At 72.3% G+C, this 15,809-nt stretch carries 17 protein-coding genes; 7 read left to right on the forward strand and 10 right to left on the reverse strand.

Features of this window, described 5'->3' with window-relative positions; all coding sequences use genetic code 11:
* Positions 1-5: 5 nt before the first annotated feature.
* On the reverse strand, positions 6-1,367 hold the full coding sequence (locus tag LWP59_RS19225) for an MFS transporter (RefSeq protein WP_144638751.1): 1,362 nt from the start codon (positions 1,365-1,367) through the stop codon (positions 6-8).
* 164 nt (positions 1,368-1,531) lie between these two features.
* On the opposite strand from LWP59_RS19225, the gene LWP59_RS19230 reads away from it, so the two are divergent.
* The 3 genes from LWP59_RS19230 to LWP59_RS19240 all read left to right on the forward strand — a co-directional run bounded on the left by LWP59_RS19230 (position 1,532) and on the right by LWP59_RS19240 (position 3,283).
* Positions 1,532-2,254, forward strand: coding sequence for an HAD family hydrolase (locus tag LWP59_RS19230; RefSeq protein ID WP_144638749.1), 723 nt, complete (start codon positions 1,532-1,534; stop codon positions 2,252-2,254).
* Between the two features lie 68 nt (positions 2,255-2,322).
* Complete coding sequence (locus LWP59_RS19235) at positions 2,323-2,928, forward strand: sulfite oxidase-like oxidoreductase (RefSeq protein ID WP_144638747.1); 606 nt, start codon at positions 2,323-2,325, stop codon at positions 2,926-2,928.
* Between the two features lie 67 nt (positions 2,929-2,995).
* Positions 2,996-3,283: a DUF6510 family protein gene (locus tag LWP59_RS19240; protein WP_144638745.1), complete on the forward strand. Its 288-nt coding sequence runs from the start codon at positions 2,996-2,998 to the stop codon at positions 3,281-3,283.
* Between the two features lie 3 nt (positions 3,284-3,286).
* Here LWP59_RS19240 and LWP59_RS19245 read toward each other — a convergent pair whose 3' ends face one another.
* Entirely contained in the window at positions 3,287-3,880 is a 594-nt protein-coding gene (locus LWP59_RS19245; RefSeq protein WP_144638743.1) for a class F sortase, read from the reverse strand.
* A 4-nt stretch (positions 3,881-3,884) separates the two neighbouring features.
* Entirely contained in the window at positions 3,885-4,673 is a 789-nt protein-coding gene (locus LWP59_RS19250) for a choice-of-anchor P family protein (protein ID WP_144638741.1), read from the reverse strand.
* 476 nt (positions 4,674-5,149) lie between these two features.
* On the opposite strand from LWP59_RS19250, the gene LWP59_RS19255 reads away from it, so the two are divergent.
* A complete protein-coding gene (locus tag LWP59_RS19255) occupies positions 5,150-6,238 on the forward strand; it encodes a carboxylate-amine ligase (protein WP_144638739.1) in 1,089 nt (362 codons plus the stop codon).
* A 60-nt stretch (positions 6,239-6,298) separates the two neighbouring features.
* Complete coding sequence (locus LWP59_RS19260; protein ID WP_144638737.1) at positions 6,299-7,771, forward strand: aldehyde dehydrogenase; 1,473 nt, start codon at positions 6,299-6,301, stop codon at positions 7,769-7,771.
* Positions 7,772-7,792: 21 nt separating this feature from the next.
* On the opposite strand, the gene LWP59_RS19265 is transcribed toward LWP59_RS19260, so the two are convergent.
* The 3 genes from LWP59_RS19265 to LWP59_RS19275 all read right to left on the reverse strand — a co-directional run bounded on the left by LWP59_RS19265 (position 7,793) and on the right by LWP59_RS19275 (position 9,553).
* Positions 7,793-8,239, reverse strand: coding sequence for a GNAT family N-acetyltransferase (locus tag LWP59_RS19265; RefSeq protein ID WP_144638735.1), 447 nt, complete (start codon positions 8,237-8,239; stop codon positions 7,793-7,795).
* Positions 8,240-8,475: 236 nt separating this feature from the next.
* Positions 8,476-8,664, reverse strand: a complete 189-nt coding sequence (locus LWP59_RS19270) for a hypothetical protein (protein WP_222425537.1) — start codon at positions 8,662-8,664, stop codon at positions 8,476-8,478.
* Positions 8,665-9,040: 376 nt separating this feature from the next.
* Positions 9,041-9,553 carry a class I SAM-dependent methyltransferase gene (locus LWP59_RS19275; protein ID WP_308431705.1) on the reverse strand — a complete coding sequence of 171 codons (513 nt, stop codon included), beginning with the start codon at positions 9,551-9,553 and terminating at the stop codon, positions 9,041-9,043.
* A 203-nt stretch (positions 9,554-9,756) separates the two neighbouring features.
* On the opposite strand from LWP59_RS19275, the gene sigJ reads away from it, so the two are divergent.
* Entirely contained in the window at positions 9,757-10,665 is a 909-nt protein-coding gene (sigJ, locus tag LWP59_RS19280; protein WP_144638731.1) for an RNA polymerase sigma factor SigJ, read from the forward strand.
* Here sigJ and LWP59_RS19285 read toward each other — a convergent pair.
* The gene (locus LWP59_RS19285; protein ID WP_229857524.1) at positions 10,628-11,302 is read right to left on the reverse strand and encodes a class I SAM-dependent methyltransferase; all 675 of its coding nucleotides are present in this window, start codon (positions 11,300-11,302) and stop codon (positions 10,628-10,630) included. The two genes, sigJ and LWP59_RS19285, sit on opposite strands and share 38 nt — an antisense overlap.
* A 77-nt stretch (positions 11,303-11,379) precedes the next feature.
* Here LWP59_RS19285 and LWP59_RS19290 point away from each other — a divergent pair, with 77 nt between their 5' ends.
* Positions 11,380-12,369 carry an LLM class F420-dependent oxidoreductase gene (locus LWP59_RS19290; protein WP_144638729.1) on the forward strand — a complete coding sequence of 330 codons (990 nt, stop codon included), beginning with the start codon at positions 11,380-11,382 and terminating at the stop codon, positions 12,367-12,369.
* 42 nt (positions 12,370-12,411) lie between these two features.
* Here LWP59_RS19290 and LWP59_RS19295 read toward each other — a convergent pair whose 3' ends face one another.
* From LWP59_RS19295 to LWP59_RS19305, 3 genes are read right to left on the reverse strand one after another with little or no spacing between them, the layout of a single operon-like run.
* Positions 12,412-12,855, reverse strand: coding sequence for a response regulator (locus tag LWP59_RS19295; protein ID WP_373299478.1), 444 nt, complete (start codon positions 12,853-12,855; stop codon positions 12,412-12,414).
* Positions 12,833-14,452, reverse strand: coding sequence for a sensor histidine kinase (locus LWP59_RS19300; protein ID WP_229857522.1), 1,620 nt, complete (start codon positions 14,450-14,452; stop codon positions 12,833-12,835). Before LWP59_RS19300 ends, LWP59_RS19295 begins: the two co-directional genes overlap by 23 nt.
* Entirely contained in the window at positions 14,449-15,663 is a 1,215-nt protein-coding gene (locus LWP59_RS19305; protein WP_144638727.1) for a PP2C family protein-serine/threonine phosphatase, read from the reverse strand. Before LWP59_RS19305 ends, LWP59_RS19300 begins: the two co-directional genes overlap by 4 nt.
* Positions 15,664-15,809 lie beyond the last annotated feature (146 nt).

Here is a 15,809-nt window from a genome sequence, read left to right on the forward strand (position 1 = left end):
GAAAACTACGGCACGGCGACGGCGGCCTCGGGCTCACTTCCCCTGGGCCGGCCGGGGATCGCGGTGGGGTGGGAGATCGAGACGCGGGCGGTCTCCGGCATGAGCAGGATCGGCGCGATGGCGATGGCGGCGGCACCCATGAGGTAGAACGCCGGGATCGCGTTGTTGCCGGTGCTGTCGATGAGCGCGGTGATGACGAGCGGCGCCGTGCTGCCGAAGGCCGCGGTCGAGGTCGAGTACCCGATCGCGAAACCGCTGTAGCGGTGGCGTGTCGGGAACATCGCGGGCAGTGCCGAGCCGATCGTGCCGAGCATCAGCACCAGCAGCACGCCCAGCAGCAGCATGCCGGCGACGGCGGCCACGATGTTTCCCGTCTGCAGCAACGCGATCGCCGGATAGCTCAGCACCAGGAACCCTACCGCCGACGCGAGCAGCAGCGGCTTGCGGCCGATCCGGTCGGACAACGAGCCCACCGGCGCGATGACGAACAGCATCGCGACCATCACCCCGAGCGGGATCAGCACCGACGCCGTCGCGCCGAGGTCGAGCATTTCGCCGAGATAGGTGGGCATGTAGGCGATCAGCGTGTAGTCCGCGACGTTCAGCAGGATCACGAACCCGATCAGGTTCAGCAGCTGCGGCCACGCGGTCACGAGGACCTCCTTCAGCGGGATCCGCGCCGTCTCGCCGGCCCGCTCGGCCCGCCGGAACGCGGGCGTGTCCGCCAGCCGCTTGCGCAGGTAGAACCCGACCAGGCCGAGCGGGCCTGCCACCAGGAACGGGATCCGCCATCCCCAGTCGTTCAGCGCGGACTCGGTGAGGCCGACCTGGACGATGGTCGCGAGACCGGCACCGGCGACGTTCCCCGCCAGCGTGCCGAACTCGAGGAAGGAGCCGAAGAAGCCGCGCCGGCGGTCGGGGGCGTACTCGGCGATGAACGTCGCCGCGCCGCCGTACTCACCGCCCGTGGAGAAGCCCTGCACCAGCCGGGCCAGTAACAGCAGGATCGGCGCGGCGACGCCGATGGTGTGGTAGCTGGGAATCAGCCCGACGCAGAACGTCGCGGTCGACATCAGCACGATGGTGAACGCCAGCACCTTGCGCCGGCCGTAGCGGTCGCCGAGCGGGCCGAGGACGATGCCGCCGAAGGGGCGGAGCACGAACGGGATTGCGATGCCCGCGAAGACCAGGAGGATCCGCGCGGTCTTGTCGGCGTCGGGGAAGAAGTTGAGACCGATGCTCGTCGCGAGGTAGCCGTAGATGCCGTAGTCGAACCACTCGACCGCGTTGCCCATCGCCGCGCCGGCGACGGCTCGGCGCATCGTTCGCTCGTCGACCCGCGCTTCGGTGTCCTGAGTGGGTTCCATGGTCACGCTCCGGGGAAGGGAGGGCGCCGGCCGGGGCTCGACCGTCGTTTTGACAGCTGAAATCACCTATTTGCCGTGTGAATCGTACCGAGAAGAGATGGTCGAACCCACACGTTCCGGTGAACTCTGGAACACAGTTCTGTTTCCACCTAGGCTGTGGATGGATGTTCCACACGACGGGAGGTTCGGTGACCTGCGAGGCCGCCATCTTCGACTGTGACGGGCTGCTCCTTGACACCGCGGTGGCGTGGGAACGGGCATTCCACGCCACCGCGGCAGAGCTGGGATTCGCGCTGACCGGCGCACACCTGGCGGCGCTCGCGGGCAGTTCGGTCGACACCGGGGCACGCCGGATCGCGGGCTGGGCCGGCGGCGCCGAGCAGGCCGGCCGGGCGCGCACCACGCTCCGGTCGGTGCTGTCGGCGAGCCTGCGCGCGGCCCCGCCGCCCGTGCTCCCCGGCGTCACCAACCTGCTGGGCGAGCTGCACACCCGGCTGCCGCTCGCGGTGGCCTCGAACGCACCCGCGGACATCCTCGCCGACGTCCTCACCGGGGCCGGGCTGCTCACCGCCTTCTCGGCCGTCCTCAGCGCCGAGGACGCCGGGCGGCCCAAACCCGCGCCCGACGTCTACCTCGCAGCCTGCCGGCGGCTGGGTGCCGAGCCCCGCCGCGCCGTCGCGCTCGAGGACTCGTTCGCGGGCGCGACCGCCGCGCAGGAGGCGGGCCTGTCGCTGGTCGTCGCCACGACGGACGACTGGCCGGGGCGTACACCGCTGCCCTGGCCCCGCGCCGGGCGACCGGTGCTCTACGTGACCGGTCTGGCGCACGACGCGGTCCTCGGGCACATCCTCGGCGCCGAGGCAGGAGAACGCCGCCACATCGCATGAACGTGCGTTGTCCCGGCGGCTGCGGGAGCGGCATCATCGATGCTTGACACCTGCAGGAGGTGGCGCGCATGTCGTTCGTGTCCCGTGGTTTCACCGGCCGGCGCCGGTCCGGGCCGCCCGGCAGGCTGCCGCCCGGTCAGTACGACACCGGCGACGCCTTTCCCGTGCTGTCCGCGGGCCCCGTGCCGCGGCGGCACCTCGACGCGTGGGACTTCGCGGTCCGCGGCGAGATCGACGACCCGCTCACCTGGAGCTGGCCGCAGTTCCGGCGACTGCCGCACGTGGACATCACCGCCGACATCCACTGCGTCACCAGCTGGTCGAAGTTCGACACCCACTGGTCCGGCGTCAGCGTGGACACGCTCCTGAGCGACGTGGAGACGGCCGCCGAGTACGTGGTGGCGTTCTGCGACGGCGGCTACACGACGAACCTGCCGCTGGAGGACGTCCTCGACGGCAAGGCGTGGGTCGTCGACACCTACGACGGGCAGCCGCTGCCACCCGAGCACGGCGGCCCCGCGCGGCTGCTCGTGCCGCACCTGTACTTCTGGAAGTCCGCGAAGTGGGTGCGGGGGCTGAAGCTCACCCTGACCGACGAGCCCGGGTTCTGGGAGAACTTCGGCTACCACAACTACGGCGACCCATGGAAACAACAGCGCTACGCCGGCGACTGAGCCGGCACCAGGCCCACGACCCACGCCGCATCCGCACCGGACGGGACGGCGGGATGGGAGAAACCCCGTGAACGCACCACCGGACCCCGGCCACCGCCACCTCGACGGCAACGCGCTCGCCGGGCCGCTGGCCGAGCTGTTCGCGCTCGACCTGGCCGCCGCGACGATCACCTGCGCGCACTGCGGCTCCAGCGGCCCGCTCGGCGCCCACCACCTCTACCCGGACGCGCCCGCGCTCGTGGTGCGCTGCCCGAGCTGCACGGAGGTCGTGCTGCGGTACGCCTCCGACAGCCGCGGGCTCCGGTTCGAGATGACCGGAACCCGCCTGCTGACCGTCGCCGCGCCCGCGGAGTAGCCCTCAGCTCGCCAGCTTGGCGTAGACGATGACGTTGTCCAGGTAGTTGTGGTTCGCCGCGTCGTAGGCACCACCGCAGGTGATCAGCCGCAGCTCGGGGTCGGCCGTGTCGCCGTAGACCGCGTCGGTGGGGAACGAGCTCTTCGCCACCTGGTCGACCCTGGTGACCGTGAAGGTCAGCGGGCCGCCGTCCGCACGGCCGACCTGCACCTGCGCACCGGCCTTCAGCTCGTGTAGCCGCCAGAAGACGCCCTTCTGGTGGTTGCCGTCGATGTGCCCGAGGATCACCGCGGGACCGGCCTGGCCGGGCACTGGGCTGTACTTGTACCAGCCCGCCTGCAGCGGCTGGTCGACCGGCGGCACCTCGATCGTGCGGTCGGCGTTCAGGCCGAGCTGGACCAGGCTGGAGCGGGCGCCGATGCTCGGCAGGTCCACCCACGTGGGCGCCGACCGGGCCGGCGGCGCCACGGACGACGCCGGAGCGACGGGTGCCGCCGCCGGCGCCGGGTCCGCGCCGCACCCGCCCAGCAGCACGGCCGCGAGCAGGGCGAGCAGCAGCGCGGGCCAGCGGCAGCGCCGGAGGCTGTCGGGGCGCACCGGGTCAGTCCTCGATCACGGTCGCGAGGCTGCCGTCACCGGTCTGCGGCGCGCCGGCCGGGATGACGCTCACCTGACCGCCGCCGGGCGCCGGGGTGGCGGGCGTGCTCGGCGGGGTCGTCGCGGCGGCGCAGGTCGCCGAGGCGAGCACGATGTCGCCGCTGCCGAGCCCGGCGGTGGCCTTGCCGCCCAGGAGCTCGATGTGCAGCGCGTTGACGGTCAGGCTGCCGTCGGCGTGGCGGACCTGCTCGTTGACGATCACCCGCACGACCCCGGGCACGCCGACCTCGCGGTTCGGCCCGGTGCTGACGGGCAGCTTGCCCAGCCGGCCGAGGTCGAGCCCGGCGAGCTCGGAGCTGCCCGTGACGCCGTCGGCGGTCGAGGTGCACTTCGCGGTGATCGCCTGCGCGGTGGGCGTGCGCCCGGCGATCGGGGCGAGGACCGGCAGCGCCGCGTCGACGATCGACGCGGTCGCGCGGACCTGGCCGCTGCTCTCGCTGTGGTTCGCGGAGCTGGTGATCGCCTTGGCGGTGACCAGGCCCTTCAGCGGGGCGTCGACGACGGAGGCACTGCCCGGTCCCGAGGTGGACGACGCGGCGAGCCTGCCGGTGTCCACGGTCAGGCCCTGGGCGCCGAGCACGCCGGGCAGCACCGAGACCGTCGCGGAGGCGCCGTAGGCCGAACCCGTGCCGGGCCCGGAGGTGGCCGCGGCAGCCGGGGCGATCGTGGCGGCGAGCAGCGCGCCCGCGGCGAGGCCGATCGCACCGGACGAGCGCAGCACTGTGACCCGCATGAATCATCCCTTCGAAGCGTGGAAAAGGCAGCCCACGTACGCGAAACCGGTCCCCCGACTCGGTGACTGCACCAACGGATGCGAGCGAGCGCCAGCGAAGCTACCAAGCCCTGCCGCCCCGCCCAAGCGACGGAATTTTCGCGTGTCGGCCCAGGACAGTTCTGAGTAGTGAGCGCTTCCCGACGGCTCACTCGTTCGCGTGACAACCGGTCGGACGCGGCCCGCCGTGGTCGTGACGGACGGTGCCTTTTCGGGGACGCACCGGACATCGCGGCGCTCGGCCCACCTGGTGAGGTGATCGTTCGGCCGACGGCCGGAAAACACTCTGCGCGATGTGACGGCTACGGCAGCAGTAGCCGCGATACCCGGCGAAGCGGGCACGACTACGATGTTCGCGTCCGACGGTCCCGTGTTGAGCAGCAGCCGGAACGACCGTCCCGTCCCGCTCGCTTCCCGGATTGGCGTTGCGCCCGCACATGACCGAGAACACCGCGCTCACCCTGGGCGTCGAAGAGGAATTCCTGTTGGTGGACCGGGCGGGCCACCTCGTCTCCGCCGGTCCCGCGGTCACCGACGAGGTGTCCGACCCGCCCGGCCAGGTCGAGCACGAGCTGCGGCCCTGCCAGGTCGAGTCCGCCACCGAGGTGCAGACCGGGGTGGCCGGGGTGACCGGCGGGCTGCGGGCGTTGCGCGACGAGCTGGCCCGTGAAGCCGCCACCCGCGACCTGCGGCTGCTGCCCGCCGGGGTGCCGCCGCTGGCGGAGGACCACACGCTGGAGTTCACCCCGAACGCGCGCTACCAGCGCATGGGCGGCGAGTTCGGCGCCGTCGCCCGGTCGGCGCTGACCTGCGCCTGTCACGTCCACGTGTCCATCCCCGACCGGGCGGCCGGGCTCGCGGTGAGCAACGGGCTGCGCCCGTGGCTGCCGGTGCTGCTGGCGCTCACCGCCAACTCGCCGTTCCACGAGGGCGAGGACAGCGGTCACGCCAGCTGGCGGCACGTGATGTGGGGCCGCTGGCCCTCGGCGGGCCCGCCGCCGCACTTCGAGTCGGAGGACCACTACGAGTCGCTGGTGGAGGCGCTGCTGCGCACCGGCGCGATCCTCGACCGCGGGATGGTCTACTGGGACATCCGGCTTTCCGAGCACCAGCCGACCGTCGAGGTCCGGGTCTCCGACGTCGCCGCGACGGTGGACGAGGCCGCGTTGCTGGCGGTGCTGGTGCGCGGTCTCGCGGCCAAGGCGCTGGACGACGGGGCCGCACCTGCCGGGAAGACCGGGCTGCCACCGGAACTGTTGCGCGCCATGCTGTGGCGTGGCGCCAGGGACGGCCTCGCGGGGCGCCTCGTGGACCGTGACGGCGACCTCGTGCCCGCCTGGCAGCTGGTCGACCATCTCGTCGAGCAGGCCCGGCCCTGGCTGCGGGAGACCGGGGACGAGGACTTCGCCCGCGAGGTGCTCGACCGGTTGCGCCGCGACGGTGGCGGTGCGCAGCGTCAGCGCGCCGCGTTCGCCCGGCGGCACCGGCTGGCCGACGTGCTCGACGAACTGGCCTGGCCGGTCTGACGCTTCCCCTTCCGCCCTTCACCGCCGAGACTGGAGTCCGGTCACGAGGAGGTGGAACCGATGGCGCTGCCACGTTTTTCCATGCTGATCAGCGGAAAGCCCGTCGAGGCGCAGTCCGGTCGGACGTTCGAGTCGCTCAACCCCTACACCGGGGCGCCCTGGGCGGTGATCCCCGACGGCGGGCCCGAGGACGTGGACGCGGCGGTCGCTGCGGCACGGGCGGCGCTCGACGGCGAGTGGGGCCGGCTGACGGGGTTCGCGCGGGCAAAGCTGTTGCGGCGCCTAGGAGATCTGGTCGCGGAGAACGCCGAGCGGCTGGCCGGGCTGGAGGTCAACGACTCGGGCAAGCTCTACCGCGAGATGATCGGCCAGCTCACCGCGCTGGGCGGCTGGTACTCCTACTTCGCCGGGCTCGCGGACAAGATCGAGGGCAGGCAGATCCCCTCGCCCAACCCGGACTACCTGGTCTACACCCGGCGCGAGCCCGTCGGCGTGGTCGCGGCGATCACCCCGTGGAACTCGCCGCTGCTGCTGATGACCTGGAAGCTCGCCCCGGCGCTGGCGGCGGGCTGCACCGTCGTGGTCAAGCCCTCGGAGCACGCGCCCGCCTCCACGCTCGGGTTCGCGGAGCTGATCGAGCAGGCCGGCTTCCCGCCCGGCGTGGTCAACGTGGTGACCGGGCTGTCGCGTGAGACCGGCGCGCGGCTGGCCGCGCACCCGGGGGTGGACAAGGTCGCCTTCACCGGGTCGACCGCCACCGGCCGGGCGGTGGCCATGGCCGCCGCGGAGAACCTCAACCCGGTGACACTCGAGCTCGGCGGGAAGTCCGCGCAGGTGGTGTTCCCCGACGCGGACCTGGCCGCCGCGGCGAACGGGGTCGTGGCGGGCGTGTTCGCGGCGACCGGGCAGACCTGCATGGCCGGGTCGCGGCTGGTGGTGCACCGCGACGTGCACGACGAGCTGGTGCGCCTCGTCGCCGAGCGGGCGGCCTCGATCCGGCTCGGCGACCCGAACGACCCGGCGACCGAGATGGGCCCGGTCGCCAACGAACCGCAGTACCGCAAGGTGCTCGGCTACCTGGAGACCGCGCGCGGCGAGGGCGCGACCGTGGCCTACGGCGGCGCGGCGGACGACGGACTGGGCGGCCTGTTCGTCAAGCCGACCATACTGACCGGAGTCGGGCCGGCCTCGACCGTGGTGCGGGAGGAGGTGTTCGGGCCCGTGCTGTCGGTGTACGCCTTCGACGGCGAGGACGAGGCGGTGAAGCTCGCCAACGACACCGACTACGGGCTCGCGGGCGCGGTGTGGACCAAGGACGTGCACCGCGCGCACCGGGTCGCGGCGCGGATCAAGGCGGGCAGCGTGTGGGTCAACGCCTACCGGGTGGTCGCGCCGAGCGTGCCCTTCGGCGGGTTCAAGAACTCGGGTCTGGGCCGGGAGAACGGGGTGGACGCGCTCGACCCGTACCTGGAGACGAAGTCGGTGTGGGTCGAGCTCACGGGCGGCACGCGGGATCCGTTCACCCTCGGCTGAGCGCCAGCGGCCGTGCGAGGCTCAGGTGAGCGGAAGGGTCATCCACGTCCCGCCGATGGGCCGGAAACCGTTGCGGCGGTACAGGTTCGCGCCATGGCGGTTGTGGTCGTACACCCGCAGCACCACCCGGCGGGCGCCGCGGCGTTGCGCCCAGCCCACGACCGCGCCGATCAGCTCGTCCCCGACGCCGCGCCCGCGAGCGGAGGGCGCGACCCACATCGAGATGAGCTCGACGGCCTGCCCGGCGTCCGGTTCGGTGCCGCTGACCATGCCCGCGGGCGTCCCGTCGAGCTCGGCGAGCACGTTGAAGGGCACGTCGGTCAGCCGTTGCCGCCACCGCGGCTCGCCCTCGCGCACCCAGTCCGCGAGAGTGGCCCCGAACGCGTCGGGCGCGTCGCGCAGCGAGGCCAGTCTCAGCTCGCGCCAGGCCGCCCAGTCGTCCGCGGTCAGCACCCGCAGGTCGATCATGTGCTTCATTCTGCGGGTAGCGGGAAGCCCCAGCATGCCGATCGGGATTCGGCATGCTGGGGCTGGTTCGAGGGTCGGTACGGCGGTCGCCTCTCGGCGAAGGGCACGAACGCGGCTCCGGCCTGACCGGTGTTCCGCGACGGCATCAGGGGTGAGGCCCGGGGGACACGGACCGTACCGACCATCTCCTTCAACCACCCCTCCCCGGAATCTATTCCTGGCCGGGTCGGCCCTGCTCAGGGCGCCAGTGGCAGGGTGTCCACCCATCGCGGCAGCGGCACCGAGCGCCAGTCGTGGGTGAACAGCGCGTGGCGACGGCCCGCGGCCACGATGAGCGCGTGCTCGGGCAGGCGCGGCAGGAACCGGGTGCGCAGCCAGGTTTCCAGGCCCTGGCACTGCTCGAACCCGTCCACCAGCAGCAGCACCCTGTCCTGGTCGAGGGCCGCGGCCGCCTCGGCCTCGAACGACTCCCGGCGGCGGCGATGGCGTGGCCGTCGACGGCCACGACCGGGCGCCCGTCGGCCTGCGCCTCGGCGGCGAACCGGCGCAGCAGGGCGGACTTCCCGATCCGGGCGGGCCCGTGCAAGTACAGCATCACCGGTGCGGCCGGGCCGCCGGTGAGCGCTTGCCGGAACGTCACCAGCTCGGCGCCGCGACCCACGAAGACCTCGCGCTCGCTGAGGGTGTCCGGCATGGGCGTCAACACAAGAACGGCGGAGGCCGGAACGGGCGCGCCGAATGGCGCGGGAGCCCAGGATGGGCCACCAGTACGGCACGTTCTGCCCTTTCAGGCGGCCCGGCTCAGCGGCGCGCGGTGATGAGCAGGTGCTCCTCGGGCTGGGCGCCTGGCTTGTCCGGCTCGAACACCTCGGAGTACGTGCTGAGCACCCATAGGCCGGCCGCCGTGATCCGCGATTCGAGGTCCGCGGCACCGAAGCTGGTCAGCTCCACCTCGTGCCCGAGGAACCGGACGGGCACCGCCTCGGCGTCCATCGGCACCGTGATCAGGGACAGGTGCCCGCCCGGCACGAGCCAGCGGGCGATGTCGCGCAGCACGGCCTCGGTGTCGGCGCGGGGCATCTGCAGGAACGGGAAGTAGGCGCACACCGCGTCCCACGACTGTGGTGGCGAGGTCCAGTCGCGCACGTCCGTCTCGACGAACTCGGCGCCCGGCACCTGCGTGGCCGCGAGCCGGACCATCACCGGCGACACGTCCAGCCCGGTGACGTGGCAGCCCGCCGCGACCAGCTCCTCGGCGACCGGGCGCCCGGTCCCGCTGCCGACGTCGAGCACGCGGGCCGCCGGGGGCAGCACCCCGAGCAGCTCCCGGCGGCCCGTGCCACCACCGGCGGCCTGCCGAACGCGTCCTCGTACCCGGAACCGATGGCGTCGAACAGTTCCGCCGCCGTCGCCACATGCCGCTCCGCCACATGCCGCTCCGCCACATGCCGCTCCGCCACGCAGTGGAAGGTAACAGGATCCGCGGTCACATTCGGCCGTTCCGGTCCGTCAACACGATGACGGGCCGGCTGACGGAGGATGTGAGCGTGGACGAGCGCGAGTTCGAGCGGCACCGGCCGCACCTGCGGGCCGTGGCCTACCGGATGCTGGGTTCCCTCGGCGACGCCGAGGACGTCGTGCAGGAGGCGTGGTTCCGGCTCGAGCGCACCGGCGCCGGGGAGATCGAGAACCTCGCGGGCTGGCTGACCACGGTCGTCGCCCGGCTGTGCCTGGACCTGCTGCGCTCCCGCACCGCGCGGCGCGAGGACAGCCTGGGCGTGCACCTGCCGGACCCGGTGATCAGCCACGGCGACGGGCTCGGCCCCGAGGACGAGGCGCTGCTGGCGGACTCGGTCGGGCTCGCGCTGCTGGTCGTGCTGGAGACGCTGGCGCCCGCCGAGCGGCTCGCACTGGTGCTGCACGACAGTTTCGGGGTGCCGTTCGACGAGATCGCCTCGATCCTGGGCCGCACCCCGACCGCGACGCGGCAGCTCGCCAGCCGTGCCCGGCGCCGGATCCGCGACACCGCGCCGACCCCCGACGCCGACCCCGCCCGGCAGCGGGAGGTGGTGGAGGCGTTCCGCGCCGCCGCTCGTGCCGGGGACTTCAACGCGCTGGTTGCGGTGCTGGACCCGGATGTCGCGCTGCGGGTGGACCTCGGCACGACGACGGAGGTCCTGCGCGGCGCGGCGAAGGTCGCCGGCCAGGCGCTCAGCTTCGCGCGGCTGTCGGTGTTCTCGCGGCCGGTGCTGGTCAACGGTGCGCCCGGGTTGCTGACCGCCCCGGCCGGGAAGCCGGTGTCGGTCATGAGCTTCACCGTCGTCGGCGGCCGGATCGTGGAGATCGACATCCTCGCCGACCCGGACCGCCTGGCGTCGTTGAGGGAGTTCAGCGAAGGCTCGTCAGCAGATACCGCTCGTCCGTGACGTCCTGCCCCCACAACCGCGGGTCGCGCAGGCGCCGGAGGGTGGCCGACCGGCGGTGGCGCAGCACGAGTTCGCGGCAGCGACCGGCCGGGATGCCCGCCCCGGTGGACCACCGGCCCTCGACGAGGACGAGCCGCCCGGCCGGGCGCAGCAGGCGGACCCAGCCGCCGATGGTGGCGGCCGGGTCCGGCATCGCCCACAACAGATGGCGGACGAACACCACGTCGAACGACGACGGCAGCAGCGGCGGGTTCGCGGCATCGCCCCGGAGCAGGTTCCGGACGCCCTTCCGCCGCGCCAGGGCGAGCATTCGCGGGGAGAAGTCCAACGCCGTCACGTCATGCCCGGCGTCGGCCAGCAGCAGCGCGACACTCCCGGTGCCACAGCCGAGATCGGCGACGCGCGCCGGCGGGCCAGGGAGGGCCGGCAGCAGGACACCGGCCCAGGCGGCCCGTACCCCGGGGTCGAGCAGGCCGTGGTCGGGCTGCTCGTCGAAGGTGCCGGCATGCTCGTCCCACATCCGCCGCGCGTCCTCATCCACCCGCCACATCCTGCCGCCGGTGGTGTGCTGGGCGCGTCGTTCGCGCGGATGCAGACCGAGGTCGCGCTTTCGGCTCTGCTGGGCCGTTTTTCCCATTTGACACCTGGCGAACCCGGCGGCCGGCCGTGCTACCGGCGCGGCGTCATCTCGCGCGCACGGTTAAGGTGCTGATCATGCGCTTCGGATTGTTCGTACCACAGGGATGGCGGCTGGACCTGACCGGAATCGACCCCGCGGAGCACTGGGACACGATGCTCGGCATCGCCCGGCTCGCCGAGGAGGGGCCCTTCGAGTCCATCTGGGTCTACGACCACCTGCACACCGTGCCGGTGCCGACCGACGAGCCGATGTACGAGGCGTGGGCGCTGATGGCGGCGTTCGCGGCGGCCACCAGCAACGTGCGGCTCGGCCAGATGTGCACCTGCATGAGCTACCGGAACCCGGCATACCTCGCGAAGTTCGCCACCACCGCCGACGTGATCTCCGGCGGCCGCGTGGAGATGGGCATAGGCGCCGGGTGGTACGAGCACGAGTGGCGCGCCTACGGCTACGGGTTCCCGCCGCCGGGCGAGCGGCTGGGCAGGCTCGACGAGGGCGTGCAGATCATGCGGCAGCTGTGGACCGAGGGCAGGGCGACGCTCGATGGCCGCCACTACCAGGTCGACGGCGCCATCTCGCGGCCGCTTCCGGCGCAGGACGGCGGAATTCCACTGTGGATCGCCGGGGGCGGGGAGAAGAAGACGCTGCGGATCGCGGCCCGGTACGCGAACTACACCAACTTCGCGGGCGGTGCGGCCGACTTCGCGCACAAGTCGGAGGTGCTCGCCGCGCACTGCAAGGACGTCGGCACCGACTTCGACGCGATCGTGCGCTCGGCCAACTACAACGTCGTGATCGGCGAGACCGAGAAGGACGTGCAGGACCGCCTGGCGTGGCTGCGTGCGCACTACGAGCCACACGTCCCGGCGGACGCACTGGAGTCGACCTACCGGAGCTTCGCGACCGGTCCGCTGGTCGGCACCCCCGAGCAGATCGCCGAGCGGCTGACCGAGCTGCGCGGTCTGGGCATGACGTACGCGATCACGTACTTCGCCGAAGCGGCCTACGACCGTTCGGGCATCGACCTCTTCGTCCGCGACGTGGTGCCGGCACTGGCCGATTAGGACGATGCGGAAGGGGCCCCCGGCGGAGGGGCCCCTTCCGTGTCACTGCGGCAGTTTGACCACGGTGACGAAGAAGTCGTCGATCTGGCGGATGACCTCGATGAAGCGCTCGAAGTCGACGGGTTTGCTCACGTAGGCGTTGGCGTGCAGGCTGTAGCTGCGCACGATGTCCTCCTCCGCCTCGGAGGTCGTCAGCACCACGACCGGGATCACGCGCAGCTCCGGGTCGTCCTTCAGCTCCGCCAGCACTTCGCGCCCGTCGCGGCGGGGCAGGTTCAGGTCCAGCAGGATCAGCCCCGGCCGCGGCGCGTCGGCGTGCTCGCCTTCGCGGCGCAGGAACTGCAGCGCCTGCTCGCCATCCTTCACCACGTGCAGCTTGTTCCGGATCTTGTGGTGCTCGAACGCTTCCTGCGTCATCAGGACGTCCCCGTCGTCGTCCTCGACGAGCAGGACGTCCACGACGTCAAGCGGTTCCGGGATGGTCATCGGGTTCTTTCTCCTCGGTCAGCACGGGCAGGGTGAAACAAAACCGCGAGCCGGACTCGGCTTCGGTGTCGAGCCAGATGGTGCCGCCATGGTGCTCGACGATCTTGCGGCACATCGCGAGGCCGATGCCGGTGCCGGGATAGTCGGACTTGGCGTGCAGGCGCTGGAAGATCACGAAGATGCGCTCGGCGTACTCGGCGTCGATGCCGATCCCGTTGTCCTGCACGCAGAACCGCCAGAACTCGCCGTCGCGCTCCGCGGTGACCCGCACGTGCGGCGGGTCCTCGCCGTGGAACTTCAGCGCGTTGCCGATCAGGTTCTGGAAGACCGCGGTCAGCAGCGGCACTTCCGCGAGCACGGTCGGCAGCTCGTCGACCTCGACCGTGGCGCCCGACTGCTCGATCGCGTCGGACAGGTTGTTCCGCGCCTGCGCCACCACCGCTTCACAGGACACCGGGACGGGCTCGCGCACGATCCGGCCGACCCGGCTGAACGCCAGCAGGTCGTTGATCAGCACCTGCATCCGCTTGGCGCCGTCCACGGCGAACCCGATGTACTGGTCGGCGCGCTCGTCGAGCTGCCCGGAGTAACGCCGCTGCAGCAGCTGGCAGAAGCTGGCCACCTTCCGCAGCGGCTCCTGCAGGTCGTGCGAGGCGACGTAGGCGAACTGCTCCAGCTCCGCGTTGGACCGCTCCAGATCCTGCGTCCGGGCGTCGAGCACGCCGTGCGCGGCCTGCAGCGCGGACAGCTCCTGCAGGATCCGCTCCCGCATCCGGTTGACGTCGTCGCCGAGCTCGCGGACCTCCTTCGGACCGCTCTGCGCGACCGGATGGGCGAAGTCGCCATCCGCGACCTTGCGCACCTCGGCCGCCAGCCGGGACAGCGGGGCGATCGCGGCGGTCCGCAGGCCGAACGCCAGTGCCAGCACGATCAGCAGGAACGCGACCGCGATCAGCGCGCACACGACGTAGAGCACGGTCGCCGTCCGGTTGAGTGTCGCCGTACCAGCCTGCCGCGCGGCGCCCAGCTCGTCCTGCAGGGTGGTCACCGCCGAACGCACGGAGTCGAAGGCCGCCTTGCCGCGGTCGAGGTCGGTCCCCGCGGCGGGGCGCCCGCTGGAGGCGACCAGCTCGATCGTCGGTTCGGCGTAGCCGCTGCGCCAGTTCTCCGCGCGTGCGAGCACCTCGCGCAGCCCGGCGGCGGCCTCGGGCAGGCCGGTGAGCAGCCCACCCAGCCGGCCGGCCGCGTCCTGCTGGGCGGCGAGCCCGTCGGTGTAGGGCTGCAGGAAGTCCTCCTGGGCGGCCAGGCCGTAGCCCCGCACCCCGGTCTCCTGGTCGATGAGCGCCGACTCGAGGCGCAGGGACTGCTGGATCGCCGGGTCGACCTGGTTCACCACCCGGCTGCGCGCACCGGACAGGCTCGTCAGCGTGATCAGGCCGACCACGACCGCGAGCACGGAGAACAGGGCGACGACGCCGACGCCGACGCCGATGGTCCGGCGCAACGGCCATCGCTCCGCCCGCTCGGCACGTCGGCCGGAGACGGGCGGCGGCGGGGCGGGCGCCTGGATCGGGGCGAGCGGGCTGCGCAGGCTCACCGCGCCTGCCCGCCGGCGGCGAGTGCGAGCACGGCCAGGTCGTCGTCGAGATCGCCGCCGTTGAGCGCGCGTACCCGGTCGATCACTTCGTCCAGTAGTCCTTCCTCGGCGCCGGGCGCCGGATAGCCGGTGGGTAGCGCGGATTCGACCAGCCGGACCAGCCCGTCCACGTCGAGACGCGTGCTGCCCTCGCCGATCCGGCCCTCGATGAGCCCGTCGGTGTACATCAGCACCGACCAGCGCCCGCCGAGCGACACCTCGCTGCTCGGCCACCACTCGCGGTCGCCGATGCCGACCGGCGGCCGCAACGGCGCCTCGAGCAGGCCCACCCCGTCCGGGGTGATGATCAGGGGCGGCGGGTGGCCTGCGAGGTAGAGCCGCGCGGTGGTGCGCGTCGGGTCGACCGAGAGCATGGTCAGCGTCGTGAACAGCGCCTTCTTGTGCCGTTCGTGGGTGAAGACCTGGTCGAGGGTGGTCAGCACCTCGGCCATCGGGCGCGCGGCGAGGACCATCGTGCGCCACGCGACCCGCATCGACACCCCGAGCGCCGCCTCGTCCGGCCCGTGCCCGCAGACGTCGCCGACCACCGCGTGCACCCAGCCGTCGGCCGCCTCGACCACGTCGAAGAAGTCGCCGCCCAGCAGCAGCCGCTGCCCGCCGGGCGAGTACCGGCTGACGACCCTCAGCCCTGGGTCCGACACCAGCGGCGAGGGCAGCAGGCCGCGTTCGAGGCGGGTGTTCTCCTCGGCGTAGATCCGGGCCTCGCGCAGCTCGCGCTGCACCTCCTCGGACCGCAGCCGCTCGATGGCGTAGCGGATGACGCGGTTGAGCAGCTGGCCGTCCACCTGTCCCTTGACGAGGTAGTCCTGCGCGCCCGCCCGCACCGCCACCTCGCCGAGGTACTCGTCGGCCAGCCCGGTCAGCACCACCACCGCGACCTCGGGCCGGTGCTCCTGCAGCCACCGGACGCCGTCGAGCTCGTGGGTGTCGGGCAGGCCCAGGTCCAGCAGCACGCACACGGCGCCGGGCAGCACCGTCTTCGCCTCGGCGAGGGACCGGACGTGTTGCAGCTCGACGCTGGCGCCGACATCGATCAGCAGCTCCTCGACGAGCAGGGCGTCACCGTCGTCGTCCTCGATCAACAGCACCCTGGTGGGGCCGGCTCTTTCCGGAGAAGGCGCGCGGGTGAGCGCAGCGTCCCGAGCTACCATCTGCGGCCTGCTCGTCCTCGCTTGTCGGGTGCCGACCTCCGTCCGGTCGATACGGTCCGCACAGCATAGTGGGCTCCTCCCCCGCCCCGCCGCGCAACACGCTGGGTGTACAGCTGTGCACTCAACGGGTATCGTCCGCGGTATGC

This window comes from Amycolatopsis acidiphila, from assembly GCF_021391495.1.
In the GTDB taxonomy this organism is placed as follows: Bacteria; Actinomycetota; Actinomycetes; order Mycobacteriales; family Pseudonocardiaceae; genus Amycolatopsis_E; species Amycolatopsis_E acidiphila.